Below are 21,630 nucleotides of genomic sequence, written 5' to 3'. Positions count from 1 at the left end.
CACGAACCGTCCCGCTGCACACCGACCAGCGATCGGGAGAATTTCCGTCGTTCGCGATTTAGCCTATTGTCCCGTCGATACGTTTAGGATACTATAGTTCGTGTGACCGAACATGCCCGACGAAACGATCACGGTCGAAAACGAACAGATCACGGCGGATGCCGACTTCGTTCGAGGGTCGTCCGGGGCGTCGATAGCGGCCACCGAATCGACGGGACGCTCGGCCCGTGCGGTGGTACTGTTCGAACTGATCGACGGTCCGACGTCCGCTCGGGCGATCAGTGATGGCACGTCCCTCTCCACCAGACAGGCCTCACAAGCGCTGAATGATCTGGAAAACCGCGACATCGTCGAGCTGCTCGTCTCCGAAGATGGCTCCGGCGAATCGATTTTCGGCGTGCTGCCACGGGGCGAGAAGGCAGCAGTGAACCTCGAGAAGTAACGCGGCGATATCTGTTTAATGCAGTCCGTTCGTAGAAACCGACAGTCACGATCCAGCGCGATGGACGATCGGGTTGTGGAAATCCACTACAACGGGAGATGGGAGTGGGGGAGGCTGCCGCACGATCGGTTCTCGATGGGTTCTGTCCGACAGTATCAGCGACCGGCAGTTTCTATTCTACGCTTGAGCGGTAAGGATTAGCAAAGAATGATTTATATGATTCCGGTCTGTCGCCTTCTACCGAAGGATGGACGAGGAGAGAGCATGCCACGCAATCCGGCAGCGTGAGGAGCGGCGGATCGCGAGATCACGGATTTCGGCAGCGGCTGCGACGACGGGCTGGCGATCGCGTGACGCGGTTCACCGATCGATCGACGGCTGACGCGCCGAGACAGCACTCTCTGGACGGGGTCCGTCTTTCGAGAAGAGAGCAGTCGACCATCACACCAACACACAGATGCCACGCAACGACAGCGGAAACGGACGGAGGGAGAACGGACAGCAAAGCGCGTTACCGATCGATCGACGATCGTATCTGGTCGCCGCAGGGGCTGCGGTCGGTCTGGGCGGAGTGGCCGCTCGGGAGGCCAGCGCCGCCACGGAACGACGGGGAATACGGTTCGATCGGGTCGTCGACATGGTCGAAGACGCCGGTTGTGATCCAACGGGCGGGACACCGTGTGACGAAGCGCTCCGAGCGGCCGCCGCGGACAACACACTGTTGAAATTCCCCGCGGGAACATACAAACTGACCGAACAGAACGTCGTTCTCGGGAAAACGAATCTCGGATTCCTCGGCGAAGGCGACGTACAGTTCACGGTGCCAGCAGGGTTCAACGAGAAGGCGCTCGTCGTCGACAACGGCACGGGACTGCTCTTCGAGAACATCGATCTCGATCTGACTGCCGACGGTGCGACGCCGGGTCTGCATTTCGGGGCCGACGACGATCTCGAAGTGCACGACGTCGAGTATATCGGACAGGGGATCCATCCGGACAGCGATCCCCGTGACGGGGGCAACGGCAACCCCGACGTCACCAACGCGTTCACACCGATCGTCAGATCGCCCGACGGCACGGGCAACGTCAGCAACGTCGTCGCGGAAAACGACGGACTGATGGGTGCGTACAACGCCGGTGACGGCCGCGTCGGCGTCTGGATCGGCGTCACCACACAGGGGACGATCACGCTCGAAAACTGCCGGTTCGAGGGCTTTCCCAACAACGGGCTCTACTGTAGCCGGACGAACGGTGTCGTCCGGATCGAGGGCGGCGAATTCAGCAACAACGATATCTCGCAGGTTCGCATCGGCAGCGAGGGAAGCTACGTCGACGGTGGAACGCTGACGGTCGACGCCGGAGCGAGCGCCAGTCCCAACCCGAACGACATGCTCAACGGTCGCGGCGTGCGCCTCGAAGTCGGCTCGCTCGATACGGCCGGCCCGGAGGTCAGAAACTGCGACATCACCATCGCCGACGTTCCCCACTCCGGTGGCGGGGTGGTCGCATCGGGCGACATCGGCTCCTTCGCGGCGCTCGACACGCGGATCAACGTCAGCCCTGCCGGCGTCCGGGGCGTGCTGGCGAAGGACCCGACCGGTGGGAGCTACACGACGGATCCGCCGTACGACGGCACGCTCCGCAACGTCAGCGTCACGGGGGCCGTCGGTGATACCGCGGCGATCGAACTCCGCAAGCGCCCCCAATCCGTCATCGACGGCTGCTGTGTGCAGACCGACGGTGATGGCGTCGAGATCGTCGATTCCGATGGTGCGGCCGTCCGGAACACGACGCTCAACGTGGCGGGCCAACCGGTCGTGACCGAGAACGCCACGATCGATACCGCTGCGATCTCTAACGGTGGACGATGTCCGATGCCCAACGACGCGACCGCATCACCGGACTCGTTCGAGAACACGCTCACCATCGAGGCGGCCCCAGGGGCCGACTACGAGCTCGCGGTCAGCGGGACGCTGGAGTCGAACGCGTCGTTCGGCGCAACCGACGATCCCAACGACGAACTCACGGGATCGAGCGCGTCCGGACAGGTCGGCGGTGGCGGCCGCGACAGCTACACCTACACGGGAACGGTAACGAAGCTACTGCTGCACGGTGGCGTCAACCTCTATCACGATGGGCAGCCGGTCGATCCGGCCGACTATTTGTCCAACACGGTGACGATCGAGAGCCAGTCGAACGCGACCTACGAGATCACCGCCAACGACGGCATCGCCAAGAGCGAAGCGATGGGTGCGGCCGACCCGAACGACAGCATCAGCGGGCGCACCGCGACTGGACAGGTCGGCAAGGGAGGGCGTGACAGCTACGCCTACCCCGGCGAGATCACCGATATCGCTATCGACGGTGACGCCACCGTCTATCACAACGGTGCTGTGATCGACCCCGACGAGTTCGGCGTTGGCGGGACGCTCACGATCGAGGGAGCACCCGGAGCCGATTACGAGATCGAGGCGAACGAATCGCTAGAGCGGACCACGGCGGCCAACGCGACGGTCGATCCGAACGACAGTGTCTCGGGGCAGCGTGCAACGGGACAGGTCGGCGGTGGCGGGCGCGACAGCTATGCGTTCACGAGCGAGATCACACGCCTCGTTCTCGATGGCGGTGCGAACCTCTACTACGGCGGCAAGCCGGTCGATCCGGCCGATTATCTGCCCAACACGGTGACGATCGAGAGCCAGTCGAGCGCGACCTACGAGATCACTACCAGCGACGGCATCGTCAAGAGCGCGGTCGTCGGACCGGCGGATCCGAACGACAGCATCAACGGACGGACCGCCGTCGGACAGGTCGGCAAGGGTGGGCGCGACAGCTACGCCTACCCCGGCGAGATCACCAACATCGACATCGACGGCGATGCCACCGTCTATCGCAACGAAACGGTGCTCGAAACGCCCGAACAGCTCTGATCAGTATCGGTCGAGGCGGCTCTGTAGCGACGAACGATCGTCGCGGTTTCTCGTTTCTCATATCGAATCAGCTGCGGCCGTCCGAGATCGTTTCGCCGAAGACAGATGTGATCGTCCCGCTCCACGCCGATTCGCCTATTAACTCGATGCGTAGTAAACGTTTTACACGCGGCGCTCGATCTATGCATATGGCTACCGCATCGGCCGCAAACGATCGAGAGCCGTTCATCGACGGGGAGTGGCGGGGCAGCGACGCGGTCATCGACGTGACCGATCTCGCCGATGGCGGCGTGTTCGCCCGGGTGAGTGCAGCGGACCAAAATCAGGCCGAAAGCGCGCTCGCGGCCGCCGAAGACGCACAGTCCGCGCTCGCCGCGACGACGGTGCCCGAGCGCGTCGCGTGGCTCGAAGCGATCGCGGCGGAACTGCGCGAACGGAAGGCCGAACTCGCCGAGATCATCGTCCGCGAGGCGGGCAAACCGATCGCCAGCGCGCGCGGCGAGGTCGAATCGGCCGCCGAACGCTTCGAGCGCGCCGTCGGCGAAGCGCGCGATCTCACAGGTGAGTACCGGCAGGGCACCACCGCAGGCCACGAGGGCTGGCAGGCGATCACCACGCCCGAACCGATCGGCACAGTTTTGTGCATCACGCCGTACAACTACCCGCTCTCGACGACCGCGCTCCAGGTCGCGCCCGCGCTCGCCGCCGGCAACAGCGTCGTGCTGAAACCCGCGAGCAAGACACCCGTGAGCGCCGCGATCCTGACCGAGATCATCAGCGCGACCGATATCCCCGAGGGTGGGTTCAACTTCGTCCCGGGCCACGCGAGCGAGATCGGCGACGTGCTCTCCGGCTCGTCGGCCGTGAACGCGATCGCGATGACGGGTTCGTCGGCCGCGGGCGAGCACATCGCGCGCGAGAGCGGGATCGTCAATCTCCACATGGAGCTCGGTGGCAACGCGCCCGCCGTGGTGTTCCCCGACGCCGACCTCGACGCGACCGCCGGAGACTGCGCGAAGGGTGCGCTCAAGTACGCCGGCCAGCGCTGCTCGGCGGTCAGCCGCGTGCTCGCCCACGAGCAGATCCACGACGACCTCGTCGAGTCGATCGACGACGCGATGGACGAGTGGTCCGCCGGCGACCTCTTCGACGAGGAGACGGCCCTCGGCCCGCTGATCTCCACCGACCAGGCCGACTGGGTCGAAGAGCTCATCGAGGACGCCCGCGGGAAGGGCGCACGCCTCGTTCGCGGCGGCGAACGCGACGGTCAGCTCGTCGAGCCGACGTTGCTCGCCGACGTCCCGCGCGACGCGCGCATCGTCCGCGAGGAGCAGTTCGGCCCGGTGATCCCTGTGACGGAAATCGAAAGCGAGGACGATGCCGTTTCGGTGGCGAACGCGAGCGATCTCGCGCTCGATGCGGCGGTGTTCACCGCCGATCACGACCGCGCGATGGACGTGGCGGAGCGGATCGACGCCGGCGCGGTCCGGATCAACGGCGCGCCCTCGCACGGTCTGGGCGACATCCCCTTCGGCGGCAACAAACGATCGGGCATCAATCGCGAAGGGATCGGCGTGAGCATCGAGCAGTTCGTCCGGCGGAAGTCGATCGTTCTCTGAGCGCGGAAAACCGCACTATCCGTCGATACGCGACCACGACGCCGCTTACCGGCGTTCGATCCGGAGTTCGTGCGCCTCGATGTCCTCGTAGGTGGCGGCCTGTCCGCCAACCGAGATCGTGCCCGCATCCGTCTCGACGGTGAGTCGTGCCGTCAGGTTCGTCGTGTTGCTCTCGATATCGACGACCGGGCCGGCGACCGATCGGCGCTCGCCGGTCTCGACGTCTCGCCCCTCGACGTGGGCGTCGAACTCGCCCTCGCTTTCGACGAGATCGGCCACACACCGACGTATCGAGGCGTAGCGCCGTGGGAACGAGCGCTCGTTGCCGCGGTCGAGCAGCACGTCGGCGGTCGTCCAGAGCAGCGTATCGAAGAAGCCAGACACCAGAAAGCCGAGCTCCGAGCGGTTGAAGACGACGCCGTAGCGCTCGCGATCGGCGACGAGCGCGTCCTGTGTGGCGTAGACCGCGTGGGTGCCGTCGGCGACCGCGAGAATCGGGGTGGTGATGCCGTGGCGGGCGCGGACGGCAGTCGCAATGGCGGTATAGTCGTAGTCGTCGGGCGAGGGGACGTCAGTTGCGGGCGTGAGAAGCAGTTCGATCGTCACGCCGGCCTCGCGACGGGCGGCGAGAGAGTCTTCGAAGCGCTCGACGAGCGCCGGTGTCAGCGAGAGGTTGAGCTCGTACTCGGCGTTCTCGATCGCCGTTTCGAGATAGCGAAGGATCGTCGAGCGGGATTTGACAAGCGAGGCCGCCTCGGCGTCGCGTGCCGGCGTCGTGTACCGGCTTTCGAGATCGCCGACGAGCGTGTCGAGCGACGCGTGAATGTCGCCGAACGCCTCCTCGGGATCGATGGCGAGCACCTCGATCGGGCGCGATTCCTTGAGTTCGACGAGTCCGCGCTCTTCGAGGTCTCGGACGGTGTCGTAGACGCGTGGCTGGGGGATGTCGGTCCGCTCGGTGATCGCCGCGGCGGTCAGGCGACCGTGATCGAGCACGGCGAGATAGGCGCTCGTCTCGTACTCGCTCAGGTCGAAGCGCTCGTTGATCCGCGCGAGTTCCCCACCGAGATCCTCTGAAGCCATGCCCCTCCTACAGAGACGACCCAATTGAGGTCTGTGATTCGCCTGCAATGGTCATCAATCGCTGCTGCACGGCATCTCGTCCCCCACTCGTCCCACGACGGGCGATCGATCGTCGATGCAGCCAGTCGACGCTGTTACCCGAAATCCCCCGTCCGCTCCGATTTTCGTGCAATGGCGATGAACGTCACGCCGCCGTCGAAGGTGGCTATCTTCGTCGATGCGAACCGGTCGGCGAGCGTCGCCGGAACATCCGTATCGGGAAACCAGTTCGTGGCCCACCTCGCGAGCGGAACGACTACGGGATTGAGCAGCGTCCACGGGAATTGTTGGAACGGTTGCGCGTCGAGCACCACGATCCGGCCGCCGGGGCGCAGCGCCCGGTAGGCAGCCTCGATCGCTTGCTCCGGCTCCGGCATCGCACTCAGCGACATCGAGGCGTACACCGCGTCGAACGCTCCGTCGGCGATACCGGGCCGACCCGCATCGCCACGGAGGACGTGGACGTTCGCCCAGCCCCTGTCGCGCGCTCGCCGACGGGCCTGGCGAGCCATCCCGGGGCTGTAGTCGAGGCCGACGACGCGCCCCGCGCTCCCGACACGGGTTCGGAGCGCTTCGAAGGAGTTGCCCGGTCCACAGCCGAGTTCGAGCACCCGCTCGCCCGAATCGAGCGAGAGCGAGTTCATCGCCCGTTCGCGGCGCTCGGACTCGCGGCCCAGGAAGGCGATGTCGTAGAGCCGGCTGAATAGCCCCTGATGACGGCTCCACCAGTCGTAGAGTCCCTGTCCGCGAGGGCTCACGAGGCGATCATTCCCCGATAGTGTGGTGCCGACACTATTGGGGATCGAATTTACGGAGTGATAAATCCAACCCGTTCCGACTTCACTTGTCGTCCCATCAACTGACTTCTGAGCGGGTTCGATGAGTCGGAAACCACGGTGGACGAACGAAATCGACGATGGTCGGAGCTCATCAACCGATTGCTCGATTTCGTCTCAGCTCTTTAATTTAGAAATAGATCTGCATCATCTGTAATGATACTGGAGTATCTGCTCTCCTTCTTTGCCTAAATCCTGTTCTCGTTCATATCTTGCCTTTATACTGTTATAATTCCAGTATTTTTTGTTATTATTCCATTCAAACCCGAATTCATTTTCGATTATCCGTAGGCATCTATCCGTAGATAGCCTGTTTTTCACGTACCACTTTTTCCCATACCAAGAATTCAATAGAGAATTGAGCAACGTGACTACGCAGATCGCCGCATGATCGTGAACCAGATAGCCCCATTCTGTCTCAAGCCAGAAATTGTGTGACACATCGTTTCGACATGCGCGAATGAATTGGGCTATCTTTTCTTCATCTTTCGCAAATACATCATTCTCACCAGCAGTTCTAATTAAACTATCTAGATTATCATCTGCGTCCATTCTGTCGGATAAAGTGTGTTCCAAGAACGAACAAGACCGCGAAAGCGATGGGAGAGGTTGATGCTCTTTCAAATATTTATCAGCCTCGGATAGTTCAACGAATAAGAATATCATGTCATGTTTGGATTCAGGACTTAGCTGGCACAACGAAGTTGCTACGTTTGCGACAGGCATTCGCCTTCCTTTCTTCTTCATATCGTACCCAAGGTATTTTTTCGATTCTTCAAATCCCCAAGCCGTCGCCTTCTCACCCAGATAAATGTCGTATTCGTTGCTAATGTCGAGTTCATCAATATCCGCGGTATATATCCAGTGAAGTAGTGCAATTAGCGTTTTTCGTTGCCGGGCTTGAACTTCAGGACTGATATTGAAGATATCCATACCCACAGATGACGATGATATGCTTTAACTGTTTGTCAAAGGCATCTCAAAATTCTACCTCATGTCTAATTCTCTATGGTCAACATCCGACCCACTTCATCGAATGTCTACTGAATTATAATTCTCTTAGCTGTCCGGACTGTAGTTCGGCGCTTCGTCGGTGATCACGACGTCGTGGGCGTGGCCCTCGGTCTGGCCGGCCGACGAGACGCGGACAAACTCCGAGCGGCGCTTGAACTCGGGGATCGTTTCGGCACCGACGTAGCCCATCCCGCTTTTCATCCCGCCGACGAGCTGGAAGAGCTCGCTCTCGACGCTGCCCTTGTACGGCGTCGCGGCCTCGACACCCTCCGGGACGTAGTCCTCGTCCTCGTCAGTGTCCTTGAGATAGCGCTCGCCGCCGCCGGACTGCATCGCGCCGACCGAGCCCATGCCGCGGTACTGTTTGTAGCGCTTGCCGTTCATCGTCACCACGCGACCGGGAGCCTCGTCGGTGCCGGCGAAGTACGACCCGAGCATGACGGCGTCCGCGCCCGCCGCGATCGCCTTGATCGCGTCGCCAGAGTAGCGGATGCCGCCGTCGGCGATCACGGGGATGTCGTGCTCGCTGGCGACGTCGGCGACCTGCGCGACGGCGGTGATCTGGGGCATGCCCGTGCCCGTGACCACGCGCGTCGTACAGATCGATCCGGGACCGATGCCGACCTTGATGCCGTCGGCGAACCCGACGAGCGCCTCGGCAGCCTCGCGCGTCCCGACGTTGCCGACCACGACGTCGGCCTCGACGCTCCCCTCGATCTCGCGGGCGCTCTCGATGACGTTGCGGTTGTGCGCGTGCGCGCAGTCGATGAAGAGCACGTCGGCACCGGCCGCGTCGACGGCGGTGGCGCGCTCGCTCTCGAACGGGCCGATGGCGACGCCGACGCGCAGTCGTCCCTCGTCGTCGCGGGCGGCCGAATCGTACTCGCGGCGCTGGAGGATCCCCTGCATCGTCACCAGTCCCGTGAGGTGGTTACCGTCGTCGACGATCGGCACGCGCTCGATCTTGTGCTCGTACATGAGTTCGAGCGCGTTGCGGGCATCGACGTCCTCCGGGGCGGTGATGACCTCGTCGGTCATCGCCTCGCGCACCTCGTCACGATCACCGACCTCCAGATACGGCCGGATGTCGGTCGCGGAGATGATGCCGAGCACCTCGTCGTCCTCGCTCACGACGGGCGCGCCGCTGACGCCCTCCTCTTCCATCATCGCGTCGACCTCCCGTACGGTTTGTTTGGGGCTCGCGGTCACGACCTCACGGATGACCAGTTCGTCGGCGCGCTTGACGCGGTCGACTTCCGCGACGGTCTCCTCGACGTCCATGTTCTGGTGGAGCACGCCGAGCCCGCCCCGACGCGCCATCGCGATCGCCAGCTCGCTCTCGGTGACGGTGTCCATCGCGGCCGAGAGCACGGGGACGGAGAGTTCGACCGACGTCGAGACACGGCTCGTGGTGTCTGCGTCGTCCGGTTCAACACGGCTCTCCTTCGGGCGGAGCAGGACGTCGTCGAACGTGAGTGCTTCGGGCACGCGGAGTTTCTCGGAAAACGGCTCCGAACGGTTAGTCGCCATGTAATCGGTGTGGGACCCCGAATCAAAAGCGTTCCGAGAGACCCGGAACTATGGCGATCGTTCATGGGGTTCGTGTGGTCACGTCTCACAGAACGTTTATAATTGTAACAGTAGTTGTTCGTGTATGGACGTCGCCAGTCCGCCAACCGCACGCATCGCCGCCCCGACGACCCTCGATACCGCGGTCGCCTCGATTTTTACAGCGGCATGCAAACTCACGCTGGCGACGCGAGTCACGAACGGCTGGCGCAGCTCCCCGAACCGTGACTCACACCACCCGTCGGCTCAGGGAGAGAGCCACGCTTCGCCGTGAGTCATTCCCAACACCCGGTCGCGCTCCGCCTCGAGCAGCGCGTCGGCGGCGCGGCCCGCTTGCTGGCGACCGTGATGGCGCTCCCGCTCGTCGACGGCATCTTCCCCGCGATGGTGCTCGCGGGCACGCTCTCCGATCCGGCCGGCATCCTGGAGGTCGGACTGCTGGTGTTCGGCGGCAGCGCGACCGTCGCGGTGATCCTCGCCGAGATGAGCGGCAGCCGTCGCGAGCGCGTCGAAACGACGCTCGCCGTCGGCGTCGTCGTCCTCGTGCTCGCGGGCGTCGAGGCGGCGCTCGCGCCGACGATCGAGAGCCTGCTCGATCTCGCCGTGTTCGAGCGGTTCGCCGCGCTGGTCATCCTCGCGATCGCCGCCAAGACCGCGAGCGCGCGCGTCGGCGAGTATCTCCCGCGTCCGGCGGTCATCGTCGGGCTGGGGATGGTCGCGAGCCTCGATCCCGCGAACGCACAGCTCGTGCTGGTGCCCGATCCCACCCTCGTCCTCCGTGGCCTGGCGGCCGCCGGCACAGGCGTGGCCTTTGCGCTCGCAGTCGCCGTCACCAGCCCGTGGCTGCACGACGCCGTGGACATCGATCGGTTCCGCTTCGGCAGCGCGGTCGCGCTCGGCGTGCTCGGGCTCTCGGTGCTCGGGCTCGTTCCCGACGACGCGCCGCTCGCGCTGGCGGTGCTCGGGGTGACGACGCTGCTCGCGTTCGATCCCGGCGAGGTCGACGAGGAGCCAAGCGAGACGACGACCGAGGAGGCCGCGGCGAGCACGACGGCCGACGAGGAGACCGACATCGGTCCCGACCGCGCACCCTGGTTGTAAGGGTTTAGGGTTCTCGTCCACAAACGCCGCGCATGGCCGACAACCGCGTCGTCGAGGGACGGATGGTCACGCCGGAAGCGCTCGCCGAGCTCATCGAGGGTGACGACGTGATGGACGCCGAACCGATCACCGATGCCGATCGCGACTGTCCGGAGTGTGGCGGCGACGTGCTCGAAGTCGGCTACATGCCGTCGATCACCGAGTTCGTCACCGGTCAGAAGTGCCAGGACTGTGACTGGAGCACGACCGATCGCGAGTAGCAACCGAAATCGGTTTAGGTGGTTTCGTTCTATGGTGGGCCACGGGGTCGTGGCCAAGTCAGGTATGGCGACTGACTCCAGAGGCACCGCGCCCGGGACGACACTCCAGACTGATATACAGAGCGGCCGACTGATCATCGCCCGCCGTGACGACCCTCTGGAGGACCGAGGCGCGACCGGAGATATCAGTCGATCGGGGGTTCAAATCCCTCCGACCCCACTTGCTGCGGCGAGCAACTCCGCGAGCCGCAGCAATGGAACGCGGAGGGATTTGAATCAGGAAGTGGAGTGAGCGAAGTGAGCGAAACGACCGTGGTTCAAATCCCTCCGACCCCATTTGCTGTCGCGAACGATCCGTGAGCGACAGCAAGAGGATCGGCGAGTTGCGGATCCGCAATCGCAGAACGAGTGCCGTTTCGTCGTCAGGAATCGTCGAGATGTTCGGTGTTGCTCTCCTCTGGGGTGTAGCTGAGAGCGAGCGCACGCCGGAGCCGCCGGAGGGGATGTCTGATCGTCATCATATTGTCTGACGCATGTCATTGTTTCACAGTATCCGTAATAAACTTTGTGTCGATCCGACGTGTCCGATCGATCGTTTGGCAATCCTCATTGGCGTGGCACGCGTGGGTTCCGTATGGCCGATCGCGGCGGACAGCGCCTGCCCGGCGTCGACGACGGTGCTCCCCGCATCGTGTTCCACGTGGACATGGACTGCTTCTACGCCGCCTGCGAGCGCCGCCGCAAGCCCGCTCTCCGGGACGAACCGGTCGTCGTCGGAATGGGCTACGAGGCCGGCGAGAGCCACGGCGCAGTCGCCACCGCGAGCTACGAGGCCCGTGCCCACGGGATCGGGAGCGCACAGGCCATCTCGACGGCGCTCGATCGACTCTCCCGCGTCGAGGACGCGAGTGCGGATGAACCCGCCGGTCACTACCTCCCCGTCGATCTCGACTACTACGAGACGGTTGGCGAGGAGGTGAGGGACGTGCTCCATGACTGCGCCGACGTCGTCCGCGAGGTGAGCATCGACGAAGCGGCGCTCGACGTCACCGAGCGAACCGCGTGGCAGCGCGTCGACGACCGGACGCTCGCCGAGGGGTACGCCCGCCACATCAAGGAGCGCATCGCCGCAGAAGTGGGCGTCGTCGCGAGCATCGGCGTCGCACCGAACATGAGCGCCGCGAAGGTCGCCGCCGACAGCGAGAAACCCGACGGACTCACAGTCGTGGAACCCGGCGACGTGGCCGAGTTCTTCGCGCCGCTCGACGTCGAGGACGTCCACGGCGTCGGCCCCGTCACCGCTCGCGAACTTCGCGAGATGGATATCGAGACGGCTGGCGATCTCGCGGCGGCCGATCCGAGCAAGCTCGACGAACAGTTCGGCGATCGCGGCCGCGAGATCCGCTCGTTCGCCCGCGGCGACGACAGCCGCCAGGTGACGCCCGTCGGTCGCCCGAAGAGCCTTTCGAGCGAGTCAGCGTTCACCGACGCCACCGACGACATGGCCGCGTTGCGCGAACGCGTCGCGGCACTCGCGACCGCCGTCGCCGAGCGCGCCGACTGCGAGGACGCGCTCTATCGCACCATCGGGATCAAGGTCGTCACGCCACCGTTCGACGTCAACACCCGCGCGCGTTCGCTGCCCGGGCCGGTGGCCGACGCCGATCTCGTCTCCGAGGTCGCGCTCGATCTCCTGGATGAGTTCGACGACGCCACCGTCAGGAAGGTCGGCGTCAGAGTGTCGAACCTCGCCTTCGCAACCGGTGAGCAGGCCAGTCTCGATGGCTTCGAATCCTCGACCCGCGGGCGAGCCGACGGCGGCACCGAACGATCCGGGGAACCGGATACCGACGAGGCGGCCGATCGGTCGGCGTCGCCCACCGAACCGACCGACGGCCAGGCGCGCTTCGACGACTTCGCGGAGGAATAAACAAGCTACAAGCCGGCCACCATCCAAGCACGAGTCATGGAGTTTCGCGCACGTAACCACGTGCCAGCGCTGACAGGAGTGCTCTCGCTGATCTCGCTCGGACTCGTCTTCGGGGCCGTTCTCGGACTGTTCGATGGGACTCTTCCCCGAGCACCGACGGCGGTGCTCGACGCCATCCCCACGGTGAACGCCCTCGTCAGCGCGGTCGCCGTCGGCACCATCGCGACCGGCTGGCGGGCGATCAGACGCGGCGCGATCGCCCGGCACCGCAAGCTGATGGGGGTCTCGCTCGTGCTGTTCGTCGCCTTTCTCGCGCTCTATCTCTACCGCGTCTCGCTGCTCGGGCCGGCACCGTTCCCCGGCCCCGAGACGATCTATCGGTTCGTCTATCTACCGGTGCTCGCGATCCACATCTCGCTCGCCATCATCTGTATCCCGCTGCTCTACTACGTCCTCCTGCTCGCGCTCACCCGCCCCATCGCAGCGCTCTCGGAGACGAACCATCCGCGTGTCGGTCGCGTCGCCGCCTCGCTGTGGATGATCTCGTTCGCACTCGGGATCGTCGTCTATCTGCTATCGTACATCATCTACTGACGGCTTTTGCTCCCGCCGCCGATCGAAATCCGCACGCATTTGTTCGCAGCGGCCGGACGCCCGCCGTGCAAAACGTCACCGATCGCACGAGCAACCCCTTCGGCATGCGTCCGCCCTGCGACCGGTTCGTGCCCGGCTACGGCGACGCGAACGCGGCGCTTCATCTCGTCGGCGACCATCCCGGCGTCCACGGCGGGCTCGACACGGAGGTTCCGTTCACGAACGCCGCCGGCCGTCGCCTGCTTTCGATCTTCGCCGACGTAGGGTTGCTCGACGACCCCGACGCCGACGCCCCCACCCCCGACGATCTGTATCTCTCCTATCTCCACCTCTGTGCCGGCGAGCCGACACCGGAGTCGTACGCCGACTGCGAACGTTTCTTCGACGCCGAACTCCGCGCCATCGGCGCACACGTCCTGCTCCCCGTCGGCGAGCGCGCGACCGAGCAGATCCTGCAGACCTACACCGCCCGGACCCCGCCGCACCCGCTGGCGATGGCCGACCTCCACGCCACCGAGCTCCGCGGCAGCGGCTGGCTCGTCGTCCCGATCGCCGATCCACGGGACTGGACCGACAGCCATGGCGAGCAGCTACGCGAGTCGCTCGAAACGCTGCTGGCCACCGATTACCGCCGCGAGGCCGAACTCGGCCGGTTCATGCCCGGCGACGAGCCGTATATCGTCCGCTGATCGGGTTCATTCGGTCGGATCGGCCGTCCTGTCGCGCAGCTCCGTCCGCCGGATCTTTCCAGTCACTGTCTTCGGCAGTTCGTCGACGAACTCGACTTCGCGGGGGTACTCGTGGGCCGAGAGCTCCTCGCGGACGTGGGTCTGTAGCTCCTCGGCGAGCCCCTCCGAGCCGGTTTCGTCATCGGTGAGGACGACGTATGCCTTGACGATGTTGCCCCGCTCTTTGTCGGGTTTCGGGACGACGGCGGCCTCGGCGACCGCCGGATGCTCGCCCAGGGAACTCTCGACCTCGAAGGGACCGATCCGGTAGCCCGACGAGAGGATCACGTCGTCGGCGCGGCCCTCGAACCAGAAGTAGCCGTCCTCGTCGAGATGGGCGAGATCACCCGAGAGATACCACTCGCCGTCGGGCCCGTCGACGAAACAGTCGGCGGTCTTTTCGGGGTTCTCCCAGAACTCGGCGAAAAAGCACGGGAACTCCCCGCGATGGGCGATCTCGCCCGTCTCGCCGGGGTCGAGCACCTCGCCGGTCGCGGGATCGACGATCGCCGATTCGATGCCGGGCAGGGGTTTGCCCATGCTCCCCGGCCGGAGCTCCATCGTCGGATAGTTGTTGATCACCATGTTCCCGGTCTCGGTCTGGCCGTAGGTGTCGAGGATCGTCACGCCGAGTGCCTCCTCACCCCACTCGACGACGCCGCCCGAGAGCGGTTCGCCGATCGAGAGCGCGTGGCGCAGATCGAGATCCACATCCGAAAGAACGGTCTCGTTCGTCCGGAGCATGCGGTAGGCCGTCGGCACCGAGAACAGCACTGTGACCGGGAACTCGTCGAGAACGCCGGCCCATTCATCGGGATCGAACTCGCCCTCGTAGGCGAGCTGGCTCGTCCCCCAGAACCACGCACCGAGCGCGTTGATCGGCCCCGTGAGCCAGCCGAGATCGGCGGTCGACCAGTAGAGATCGTCGTCCTGGAGATCGACCGCGTAGCGCTGAGTGGCCGCGACGCCCGCGACCCAGCGGTGTTTGTGCAGCACGCCCTTCGCCAGCCCGGTCGTCCCGCTGGTGTAGTAGAGCAGAGCGTTGTCCTCGCCGCCCGTTTCGACCGCCTCGTACTCGGCGCTCGCGTCGGCCATCGCCTCGGAGAAATTCACGTCATCGTCGGCCACGCCGTCGCCCCGATCGACCGTGATGACCGTCTCCACGCTCGCAACGTCCTCAAGAGCGCGTTCGACCGTCTCGCGGTTCTCGGAGGTCGTCACGACCGCGCTGGCATCGCAGTCGCCGAGCCGGTAGGCGATGCCCTCGGGGCCGAACCGTTCGTTGACACCGCCGAAGACCGCCCCACGCTTCAGCGTGCCAACGAGGGAGACGTAGTGAGCGGGGATTCGCGGCAGATAGGTGAACACCCTGTCGCCTCGCTCGATGCCTGCCGATTCGAGGACGTTCGCGAACCGGCTCGACCGTTCGGCGAGGTCGTCGAACGTCAGCGTCTCGCGCTCGCCGGCGGTACCGACGTACTGGAGCGCCACTCGCCCGGAGCCGTCGGCATGGCGGTCGCAGACCTCGTGGCCGATGTTGAACGTCTCGGGCGCGTCCCAGTCGGCCTCGGCGTAGATATCGTCCCAAGAAAACTCCTCGCACGCGGCTTCGTACTCCGGCAAGTTGTGCGTTGCCATACCCTGATTACTGCCACGCCCATCATCAATGATGTTCGTACCGATATGACACTTCTTCGGGAGCGGAACGATGGACGACCGGTGTTACGAGAGCGGTTCGACCAGATCGGCGAGCGCTGCACGAGGGTCGTCGGCCTTCGCCACACCGCTCGCGAGCAACACGCCTTCGGCACCCAGTTCGCCCGCCGCGTCGAGATCCTCGCCCGACGAGATGCCCGCACCGCAGAGCACGTCGACCGAGTCGTCGACGGCCTCGGCGGCCGCGACGGCGTCCTCGACGATATCGGGATCGGCCTGGCTCACCGAGACGTCGCCGCCGATGAGTTCGGGTGGTTCCACGGCCACCGCATCCGGACCGAGCGTCGCCGCCGCACCAACCTGCGCGGGGTTGTTCGCACAGACGATCGTTTCGAGCTCCGCCCGCTCGGCGGCGTCGAGCGCCCCGTCGATGTCGGCGAGGCGGAGCCGGCGTTCGGAGTGATTGATCAGGGTACCGTCCGCGCCCGCCATCGCCGCCGCCTCGGCGAGCGTGCTCCCCGTGTGACTGCCGTGCTCGACGGGCGAGACGTGCTGTGCCCACGTCTCGACCCCTGTGTCGGCGACCGCCGCGAGCCGTGCGGCCTGGGGCGCGACGGCGATCCGGACGCCCGATTCCTCGCTGACCTCGCGCGCCGTGGTGGCGATCCCGACCGCGTCGGCCGCATAGGCCTTCAGATTGACCAGAACGAACATGGTTGGAGGGACACCGCGACGGACAAATAGGTTGCGAGGTCGGTGTCGCTCTCAGGAGTCCTTTCGCTGCACGACGTCGCCGAGGGTGTACTCGCCCGTCGAGGCACCACCCTCCCACTCGGTGTCGTCGACACCGCCCTCGGTGAGCGTGATGTCGAGCTTGCGTTCGAGCTTGCCCTGCACGCTGTCGCTCGGCAGGCTCGCGGCGCGTTCGAGCTTGCGGATGAGGCTCGCCTTCTCGTTGAGCTCCTTGGCCAACTCGTCCTGGCTCAGTCCCGCCGCCTCGCGCGCGTTCCGGATGCGCTCGTCGTAGTCCTGGACGACTTCCTCCATGTCGTCGAACATGTCGTGGCGACGCGTGTTGCTCGAACCGCTCGCCCCGTCGGCGCTCGACGAGCCGTCCGACCCGCCCGACGAGGAATCGGTCGAGTATTTCGTCGAGGCACTTCCGGTCGACTGCTGCTCGACCTCGGTGCCGAAGTCCGCACAGTCGTCGCAGACGTCGAGTTCAGCACCTTCGATCTCGACCGTCGTCGGAGAAGACGTCTCCGCACCGCACATCTCACACTGAACCATATCGGTGGAAGGCTACCCGCGCGTATAAAACGTCCGCCGTGCTCATCGCCCCGGCGAGAGCGCGTTCCAGGCGTGTGAGAGGCGCTGCAGCGCGGTCAGATGGCCGACGACGGCCAGCACGACCAGCAGCCAGCCGACCAGTCCCACGTCGAGAATCGAGGGAGCGACGAACGCCGCGATCGCCGTCACGATCCCGATGAGCGCGAGGCGGTCCGCGCGACCGAGCAACCCTCCGTACACCCGGTCGAGACCGACCGCCTGCGCCTGCGTGCCGAGATAGGAGGTCATGAGCACGCCCGTCACGGCGACGATCCCCAACAGCGTCCGCTCGATGCCGACCGCGAGCCCGACGACCAGCACGATGTCGGCGTACCGATCGAGCACGTGATCGAGCAGATCGCCGGCCGGTGAGGCGGTGTCGAGACGGCGGGCGAGCGCGCCGTCGAGCAGATCGAGCGCGCCGTTCAGCCCCACGAGCACCGCACCGACGAGATACCACAGCGATTCGCCGCCTGCGAGGGCGTAGGCGACACCCGCCGCGCCGGCGAGGACGAACGCGAGCGCGCTCACCCCGTTCGGCGTCAACCCCGCGCGGGCGGCCAGACCGACGAACGGTTCCAAGAGTCGGTCGGCGAGCGAGCGGTACTGATCGAGCGTCATCGATGCTCACTCATAGCGACACCGTATCGAGAAACGACACCGTTCCGGCGCTCGGCTCTCGCTCGCCGGCGACGACGCGCTCGATCTCGTTCGCGACGTCATCGGGACCGCGCTCGGTCGCGTCGATCTCGTAGACGTTCTCGATCCCGTGCTCCTCGACGGCTTCGGAGAGGATCACGTCGAGTGCCTCGCTCTCTCGGTTCTCCGTGATCGTTTCGTCGGATTCGTCACGGGCGGCGAGGCGCTCACCGAGCTCGTCGGGATGACAGCGCAGTACGACCACCCGATCGGCCGGCAGCCGGTGAGCGAGATGTGACTCGACGAGTTCGATCCCCTCGCTCTCCCCTTCGTCGAGAGCTGCCGCGATCGCGTCCATGTCGGCGACGAGACTGCCGCGGCGCTCGTCGGTTCCCGAGTCCAGTCCCTCCGCGCGGATGCGGTCGTTCAGATGTACGACCTCGCGATCGAGGCGCTCGGTCGCGGTCGTCTTGCCCGTGCCTGGCGTCCCGGTGATGGCGACCCGCATGCTCACGCGAGCACCTCGTTGATCGTTTCCACTGCGCGCCGGGTCTCGGTCTCGGTGCCACAGGAGATCCGGATACAGTCGGCGAGCCCGAAACTCGAACAGTCCCGGACGATAACGCCGCGACGCTTGGCTGCCTCCGCGACCGCCGTGGCGTCGCCCACCTCGACGAGCACGAAGTTGCCCGCGCTCGGGTAGGTCTCGGCGTCGAGTTCGTCGCTCATGAACTCGCGTGCCCAGCGGACGCTCTCGACGGTCTCCTCGACATGTTCGTGATCGTCGAGCGCGGCGAGTCCGGCCCGGCAGGCGATCGCGCTGGCCGCGAACGGGGTGTTCACGCGCTCGTACGCCTCAGCCCATTCGTCGGGCACCAGGGCGTAACCGAGGCGCACGCCCGCCAGCCCGTACACTTTCGAGAACGTCCGGAGCACGGCGACGTCGTCGCGTGCATCCCATCCGTCTTGGCCCTCGACGAGCGCCAGTGCGCTCGAGACGTCGGCGAACTCGCCGTAGGCCTCGTCGACGACGGTGAGGGTTTCGTCGTTGGTCTTCTCGGCAATCTCCTCGATCGTGTCGAGACATGCAGTCGTCCCGGTCGGGTTGTGCGGGCTCGTCAGATAGACGATGCGCTCGCCGTCGTAGGCGTCGAGCACGGTTTCAGCGGTCTGTGCGAACCCCTCGGACTGTGCCAGTTCGTACGTGTTCACACGGCCGTGGTGATAGCGCGCGCTCATCGCGTAGTAGGCGAACCCGGGCCGGGAGACGAGGACCGAGTCCCCCGGATCGAGCAGTGCACGCGAGAGGTAGTCGAGCGCACCGTCGCCGCCGTTGGCGAGCCAGACTTGATTCGGTTCGATCGCCCAGCGTTCGGCGATGCGCTCGGTCAGGTCGGTGTGGGCGCTCTTCGGATAGCTGTGGACCGTTGCGGCACCGTCGCGGATGGCGGCGGCCGCCGCCGGACTCGGCCCGTGTGGGTTCTCGTTCGAGGAGAGCGTCACCAGCTCGGCGGGGTCGAGCCCCAGCTCGCGGGCGACCTCCTCGCTCCCCCGGCCCGCCGCGTAGACGGCGTGGTCGGAGAGGTCCCGTGGCTGCATGGTTGGACGAACGGATGACGAGGTTTAAGCGTACTTACCCGAGCGCGACCGTGCGATGGCCACGCTTCGGTCCGTACCACGTGCTGGCTGCCCACGTCATCGATCGATTCGCTTCGCGGTCGCTCCGTTGCTGGCATCCGAAAGCACATAGTCCACCCGGGCGAGGGGCATCTATCGAATGGATCGTACGGATACCATCGCCTTCACGGTGCGCTTTCTCGGTGCGGTGCTGTTGGCCATCGGCATCGGTGCGGCCGTCGTCGGCGGCTACGCACTGTTCCAGGAGGACCTGGGGCTGTGTGGCAACCCGCTCCTCGAAGTCAGTTCGCCGAGCGCGCCGGCCAGCGGCCCCACGCTCGCCGCGAGCGACCTCTCGGGGCCCGAACGCGCCGCGCTCGACGAGGCGGTCAACGGTCCCACGAGCGATGGCGAGATCGACGGCCCGATCCGGACGGACGCGCTGCGCGAGGGCGCGGTCGTCAGCTATCAGGGCGAGCGCTACTACGCAGCCATCGGCTCGCTGAACTCGTGCGTGTCGATCGATCCGCTCGTCTTCCCGCTCGGGATGGCGCTGGTCGCGCTCGGCGCTGCCGCCTACGTCAGCCCGACGCTCCGGCGCTGGTTCGAGTCGATCATGGGATCGTGACCGAGTGCGAGAGCGTGCCGATCCCCTCGATTTCGATGGCGACCTGATCGCCATCCGTGAGCGGGCCGACGCCGGCAGGCGTCCCCGTCGAGATCACGTCGCCCGGTTCGAGCGTCATGTAGGTCGTGATCTCCGCGACGAGTTCGGGGATCGAGAAGATGAACTCCTCGCGCGAGGAGTGCTGTCTGCGCTCGCCGTTGACCCGGAGTTCGATCGTCGCGTCGTCGGGTACCTCGTCGGGACTCGCGAGCAGCGGCCCCATCGGCGCGGCGTTGTCGAAGGCCTTCCCGCGCACCCAGTTCTGCTCGGCACGCTGGTCGTCACGGTTCGAGATGTCGTCGACGCAGGTGAACCCTCGAACCACGTCCATCGCATCGGCTTCGGCGATGTTGCGACACTGCGTATCGATGACGACGCCGAGCTCCGCCTCGTAGTCGATGCGTTCCTTGCCGGGCAGCAGTTCCACAGTCTGGTTGTGGCTCGCCACAGTGTTCGGACCCTTGAGGAAGAGCAGCGGGCGGTCGGGGATCTCCTTGTCCTGCTCCTCGGCGTGACCCCGGTAGTTCAGTCCGACACAGACGATCTTCGATGGGTCGGTCGGGGCGAGCACGTCCACCTCCGCGGGCGTGTAGCTGTCGTCCGAGACGGAGAGGCGACCCCCGGGGCCGGCGCTGGCGGTGATGCGGTTCTCGGCCGCGTCCCAGCTACCGGTGCGGACGTCGCCGTTCGGATCGCGGAACCTGACGCGGTGCATGTCGGCCCCTCGTCGCCCGCCCTGATAAAATCATACACAGCGCGATCCCCACGCGTTGCGCGCTCGCCTACAGTATTAAGTGCGTGACGCGACTATCGAGGAGCGCAATGGAACTCACCTGGCACGGCCACTCGACCTGGTACGTCACCGTCGGCGACACCAGCCTGCTCATCGACCCCTTCTTCGACAACCCCCACACGTCGATGGAGCCGTCGGAGATCGACCAGCCCGATTACGTCCTGCTCACCCACGGCCACGCGGACCACATCGCCCACGCCGGCGAGTTCACCGACGCGACCGTGGTCGCTCCCGTCGAGGTCGCCGCCTACGTCGAGGCGGAGATGGGTGCCGACGACACGATCGGCATGAACATCGGCGGCACAGTAGAGTGTGGCGACGCCCACGTGACGATGCACCGCGCCGACCACACGAGCGGCATCGACATGGGCTACGAGTACGAACTCGGCAACCCGGCGGGCTATCTCGTCAGCGACGAACAGCCGGGTCCAGACGGCACGGGCACGTCCTTTTACCACGCCGGCGACACCGGGCTCATGAGCGAGATGAAGGACGTCATCGCCCCCTATCTCCAGCCCGACGCCGTGGCGCTCCCGATCGGCGACCACTTCACAATGGGCATCTGGCAGGCCGCCATCGCCGCCGACTGGCTCGAAGCGCCCCATGTGTTCCCGATGCACTACGACACCATGCCGCCGCTCGAAGCCGACCCCGAGGAGTTCGTCGACGCAGTCGGCGAGCACGCCCCCGACAGCGAGGCCCACGTCCTCGATGACGACGGCTCGTTCACGCTCGACTGATCGCCGTTCGTGAACGGCCTGCACGACCGGGATGCTTACGAGTCC

The 21,630-nt window shown here is 65.4% G+C and carries 22 protein-coding genes and 1 tRNA gene; 12 read left to right on the top strand and 11 right to left on the bottom strand.

Features of this window, described 5'->3' with window-relative positions:
- Positions 1–112 precede the first annotated feature (112 nt).
- The 3 genes from MUK72_RS07365 (at position 113) to MUK72_RS07355 (ending at position 4,990) form a co-directional block, all read left to right on the top strand.
- Complete coding sequence (locus MUK72_RS07365; RefSeq protein ID WP_244698155.1) at positions 113–442, top strand: MarR family transcriptional regulator; 330 nt, start codon at positions 113–115, stop codon at positions 440–442.
- 457 nt (positions 443–899) lie between these two features.
- The gene (locus MUK72_RS07360; RefSeq protein WP_244698154.1) at positions 900–3,371 is read left to right on the top strand and encodes a hypothetical protein; all 2,472 of its coding nucleotides are present in this window, start codon (positions 900–902) and stop codon (positions 3,369–3,371) included.
- A 188-nt stretch (positions 3,372–3,559) separates the two neighbouring features.
- Positions 3,560–4,990, top strand: a complete 1,431-nt coding sequence (locus MUK72_RS07355) for an aldehyde dehydrogenase family protein (RefSeq protein ID WP_244698151.1) — start codon at positions 3,560–3,562, stop codon at positions 4,988–4,990.
- Positions 4,991–5,035: 45 nt separating this feature from the next.
- On the opposite strand, the gene trmB is transcribed toward MUK72_RS07355, so the two are convergent.
- The 4 genes from trmB to guaB form a co-directional block, all read right to left on the bottom strand.
- Entirely contained in the window at positions 5,036–6,073 is a 1,038-nt protein-coding gene (trmB, locus tag MUK72_RS07350) for an HTH-type sugar sensing transcriptional regulator TrmB (protein ID WP_244698148.1), read from the bottom strand.
- A gap of 134 nt (positions 6,074–6,207) precedes the next feature.
- On the bottom strand, positions 6,208–6,870 hold the full coding sequence (locus MUK72_RS07345) for a class I SAM-dependent methyltransferase (RefSeq protein WP_244698145.1): 663 nt from the start codon (positions 6,868–6,870) through the stop codon (positions 6,208–6,210).
- 225 nt (positions 6,871–7,095) lie between these two features.
- Positions 7,096–7,881, bottom strand: coding sequence for a hypothetical protein (locus MUK72_RS07340; protein WP_244698142.1), 786 nt, complete (start codon positions 7,879–7,881; stop codon positions 7,096–7,098).
- Positions 7,882–8,007: 126 nt separating this feature from the next.
- On the bottom strand, positions 8,008–9,492 hold the full coding sequence (gene guaB / locus MUK72_RS07335) for an IMP dehydrogenase (RefSeq protein WP_244698140.1): 1,485 nt from the start codon (positions 9,490–9,492) through the stop codon (positions 8,008–8,010).
- 124 nt (positions 9,493–9,616) lie between these two features.
- On the opposite strand from guaB, the gene MUK72_RS07330 reads away from it, so the two are divergent.
- The 7 genes from MUK72_RS07330 (at position 9,617) to MUK72_RS07300 (ending at position 14,105) form a co-directional block, all read left to right on the top strand.
- Positions 9,617–9,805 (top strand): hypothetical protein, encoded by a 189-nt coding sequence (locus MUK72_RS07330; RefSeq protein WP_007741539.1) that lies wholly within the window; start codon positions 9,617–9,619, stop codon positions 9,803–9,805.
- Positions 9,802–10,632, top strand: a complete 831-nt coding sequence (locus MUK72_RS07325; RefSeq protein WP_244698136.1) for a DUF5794 domain-containing protein — start codon at positions 9,802–9,804, stop codon at positions 10,630–10,632. Before MUK72_RS07330 ends, MUK72_RS07325 begins: the two co-directional genes overlap by 4 nt.
- A gap of 32 nt (positions 10,633–10,664) precedes the next feature.
- Positions 10,665–10,892, top strand: coding sequence for a DUF5795 family protein (locus MUK72_RS07320; protein ID WP_004053171.1), 228 nt, complete (start codon positions 10,665–10,667; stop codon positions 10,890–10,892).
- A gap of 43 nt (positions 10,893–10,935) precedes the next feature.
- Positions 10,936–11,112: transfer RNA gene (locus MUK72_RS07315), tRNA-Trp, on the top strand.
- A gap of 414 nt (positions 11,113–11,526) precedes the next feature.
- Complete coding sequence (gene dinB / locus MUK72_RS07310; RefSeq protein WP_244698132.1) at positions 11,527–12,822, top strand: DNA polymerase IV; 1,296 nt, start codon at positions 11,527–11,529, stop codon at positions 12,820–12,822.
- Positions 12,823–12,858: 36 nt separating this feature from the next.
- Positions 12,859–13,416, top strand: coding sequence for a DUF420 domain-containing protein (locus tag MUK72_RS07305; protein ID WP_244698129.1), 558 nt, complete (start codon positions 12,859–12,861; stop codon positions 13,414–13,416).
- A 65-nt stretch (positions 13,417–13,481) separates the two neighbouring features.
- Positions 13,482–14,105, top strand: a complete 624-nt coding sequence (locus MUK72_RS07300; RefSeq protein ID WP_244698126.1) for a uracil-DNA glycosylase family protein — start codon at positions 13,482–13,484, stop codon at positions 14,103–14,105.
- 6 nt (positions 14,106–14,111) lie between these two features.
- On the opposite strand, the gene MUK72_RS07295 is transcribed toward MUK72_RS07300, so the two are convergent.
- From MUK72_RS07295 to hisC, 6 genes are all read right to left on the bottom strand, one after another.
- Entirely contained in the window at positions 14,112–15,782 is a 1,671-nt protein-coding gene (locus tag MUK72_RS07295) for an acetate--CoA ligase (protein ID WP_244698122.1), read from the bottom strand.
- An 84-nt stretch (positions 15,783–15,866) separates the two neighbouring features.
- Entirely contained in the window at positions 15,867–16,514 is a 648-nt protein-coding gene (gene tpiA, locus MUK72_RS07290; RefSeq protein ID WP_244698110.1) for a triose-phosphate isomerase, read from the bottom strand.
- 51 nt (positions 16,515–16,565) lie between these two features.
- Complete coding sequence (locus tag MUK72_RS07285) at positions 16,566–17,090, bottom strand: multiprotein bridging factor aMBF1 (protein WP_004053190.1); 525 nt, start codon at positions 17,088–17,090, stop codon at positions 16,566–16,568.
- 42 nt (positions 17,091–17,132) lie between these two features.
- Positions 17,133–17,750, bottom strand: coding sequence for a CDP-alcohol phosphatidyltransferase family protein (locus MUK72_RS07280; RefSeq protein WP_244698108.1), 618 nt, complete (start codon positions 17,748–17,750; stop codon positions 17,133–17,135).
- Positions 17,751–17,760: 10 nt separating this feature from the next.
- On the bottom strand, positions 17,761–18,276 hold the full coding sequence (locus MUK72_RS07275; protein WP_244705293.1) for an adenylate kinase family protein: 516 nt from the start codon (positions 18,274–18,276) through the stop codon (positions 17,761–17,763).
- Between the two features lie 2 nt (positions 18,277–18,278).
- Positions 18,279–19,367: a histidinol-phosphate transaminase gene (hisC, locus tag MUK72_RS07270; RefSeq protein WP_244705252.1), complete on the bottom strand. Its 1,089-nt coding sequence runs from the start codon at positions 19,365–19,367 to the stop codon at positions 18,279–18,281.
- A 178-nt stretch (positions 19,368–19,545) separates the two neighbouring features.
- Between hisC and MUK72_RS07265 the strand changes: the two genes are divergently transcribed.
- On the top strand, positions 19,546–20,013 hold the full coding sequence (locus MUK72_RS07265) for a DUF7979 domain-containing protein (protein ID WP_244705249.1): 468 nt from the start codon (positions 19,546–19,548) through the stop codon (positions 20,011–20,013).
- Here MUK72_RS07265 and MUK72_RS07260 read toward each other — a convergent pair.
- Positions 20,000–20,767 carry a fumarylacetoacetate hydrolase family protein gene (locus MUK72_RS07260; protein WP_244705247.1) on the bottom strand — a complete coding sequence of 256 codons (768 nt, stop codon included), beginning with the start codon at positions 20,765–20,767 and terminating at the stop codon, positions 20,000–20,002. The genes MUK72_RS07265 and MUK72_RS07260 overlap by 14 nt on opposite strands.
- Positions 20,768–20,874: 107 nt before the next feature.
- On the opposite strand from MUK72_RS07260, the gene MUK72_RS07255 reads away from it, so the two are divergent.
- Positions 20,875–21,585, top strand: coding sequence for a metal-dependent hydrolase (locus MUK72_RS07255; RefSeq protein WP_244705245.1), 711 nt, complete (start codon positions 20,875–20,877; stop codon positions 21,583–21,585).
- The last annotated feature ends 45 nt before the right edge of the window (positions 21,586–21,630 follow it).

Source organism: Halococcus dombrowskii, from assembly GCF_022870485.1.
In the GTDB taxonomy this organism is placed as follows: Archaea; Halobacteriota; Halobacteria; order Halobacteriales; family Halococcaceae; genus Halococcus; species Halococcus morrhuae.
Note: the sequence above shows the minus strand (reverse complement) of the source record. Positions and strands in the feature narration are given on the sequence as shown.